This window comes from Streptosporangium sp. NPDC006930 (assembly GCF_040635605.1).
Classification (GTDB): domain Bacteria; phylum Actinomycetota; class Actinomycetes; order Streptosporangiales; family Streptosporangiaceae; genus Streptosporangium.
In genome coordinates, this window is record NZ_JBEYID010000058.1 from 1855 (window position 1) to 4289 (window position 2435).

The window sequence follows — 2435 nt, forward strand, 5'->3', positions numbered from 1 at the left end:
GTGTGGTCGCTGTTTGTTGTTTGAGATTTGCATAGTGGACGCGAGCATCTTTGTGGCCAAGTTTTTTAGGGCACACGGTGGATGCCTTGGCATCAGGAGCCGATGAAGGACGTGGGAGGCTGCGTTAAGCCCCGGGGAGTCGCCAACCAGACTTTGATCCGGGGATGTCCGAATGGGGAAACCTAGCACCAGTCATGTGGTGTTGCCTCCGCCTGAATGTATAGGGCGGTTGGTGGTAACGCGGGGAAGTGAAACATCTCAGTACCCGTAGGAAGAGAAAACAAATAGTGATTCCGTGAGTAGTGGTGAGCGAAAGCGGATCAGGCTAAACCGTAGGCGTGTGATAGCCGGCAGGCGTTGCGTTTGCGGGGTTGTGGGACCCTCTGTTGGTTTCTGCCGAGACCATAGACAGTAAGAAATCTTTCCGATAGTCGAAGCTTCTGGGAAGTGGCGCCGTAGACCGTGAGAGTCGGGTAGGCGAAATCGGTTGGACTGTTTGAGGGGATCCCAAGTAGCACGGGGCCCGAGAAATCCTGTGTGAATCTGCCAGGACCACCTGGTAAGCCTAAATACTCCCTGGTGACCGATAGTGAACAAGTACCGTGAGGGAAAGGTGAAAAGCGCCCCGGTGAGGGGTCGTGAAATAGTACCTGAAACCGTGTGCCTACAAGCCGTAGGAGCGTAAACGAGGGCTTGCTCTTGTTTGTGATGTGACTGCGTGCCTTTTGAAGAATGAGCCTGCGAGTTATGGTGTGTGGCGAGGTTAACCCGTGTGGGGGAGCCGTAGCGAAAGCGAGTCTGAATAGGGCGAATGAGTCGCATGCTGTAGACCCGAAGCGGAGTGATCTAGGCATGGGCAGGTTGAAGCGCGGGTAAGACCGCGTGGAGGACCGAACCCACCAGGGTTGAAAACCTGGGGGATGACCTGTGTTTAGGGGTGAAAGGCCAATCAAACTCCGTGATAGCTGGTTCTCCCCGAAATGCATTTAGGTGCAGCGTTGCGTGTTTCTTGCCGGAGGTAGAGCACTGGATGGCTAATGGGCCCGACAAGGTTACTGACGTCAGCCAAACTCCGAATGCCGGTAAGTGAGAGCGTGGCAGTGAGACTGCGGGGGATAAGCTCCGTAGTCGAGAGGGAAACAGCCCAGACCACCGACTAAGGCCCCTAAGCGTGTGCTAAGTGGGAAAGGATGTGGAGTCGCAGTGACAACCAGGAGGTTGGCTTAGAAGCAGCCACCCTTGAAAGAGTGCGTAATAGCTCACTGGTCAAGTGATTCCGCGCCGACAATGTAGCGGGGCTCAAGTACACCGCCGAAGTCGTGGCATTCACACATTATCCGAGCCTTTGTGGTTTAGGTGTGTGGGTGGGTAGGGGAGCGTCGTGCGGCCGGCGAAGCAGCGGAGTGATCCAGTTGTGGAGGCTGTGCGAGTGAGAATGCAGGCATGAGTAGCGAATCAGAAGTGAGAAACTTCTGCGCCGGATGACCAAGGGTTCCTGGGGCAGGCTAATCCGCCCAGGGTAAGTCGGGACCTAAGGCGAGGCCGACAGGCGTAGTCGATGGACAACGGGTTGATATTCCCGTACCCGCTACGATGCGCCAATACTGAATCCAGTGATACTAAGGGTCCTTAAGTCCCTAACGCCCTTCGGGGTGTGGGTGAGACTGAACGCCTGGCCTGAACTGGTAGTAGGTAAGCGATGGGGTGACGCAGGAAGGTAGCCCAGCCCAGGCGATGGTTGTCCTGGGGTAAGCATGTAGGGAGAGAGGTAGGCAAATCCGCCTCTTATGTATCCTGAGATGTGATGCCGAGCCGATTGTGGCGAAGTGGGTGATCCTATGCTGCCGAGAAAAGCCTCTAGTGAGTGTCGTGGCGGCCCGTACCCTAAACCGACTCAGGTGGTCAGGTAGAGAATACTAAGGCGATCGGGTGAACTGTGGTTAAGGAACTCGGCAAATTGCCCCCGTAACTTCGGGAGAAGGGGGGCCTTCGCTGGTGATGAACCTTTGCGTTCTGAGCTGGTGGGGGTCGCAGAGGCCAGGGGGAAGCGACTGTTTACTAAAAACACAGGTCCGTGCGAAGTCGTAAGACGATGTATACGGACTGACGCCTGCCCGGTGCTGGAACGTTAAGGGGACCGGTTAGTCGCACTTGTGTGGCGAAGCTGAGAACTTAAGCGCCAGTAAACGGCGGTGGTAACTATAACCATCCTAAGGTAGCGAAATTCCTTGTCGGGTAAGTTCCGACCTGCACGAATGGCGTAACGACTTCCCCGCTGTCTCAACCGCAGACCCGGCGAAATTGCACTACGAGTAAAGATGCTCGTTACGCGCAGCAGGACGGAAAGACCCCGGGACCTTCACTATAGCTTGACATTGGCGTTTGGAGCGTCTTGTGTAGGATAGGTGGGAGACGGTGAAGCCTTCACGCTAGTG

Annotated in this window: 1 rRNA gene; it reads left to right on the forward strand. The window is 55.6% G+C overall.

The annotated features are described in order from the left end of the window. Positions 1-54: 54 nt before the first annotated feature. A 23S ribosomal RNA gene (locus ABZ664_RS39300) occupies positions 55-2435 on the forward strand; the annotation flags it as partial.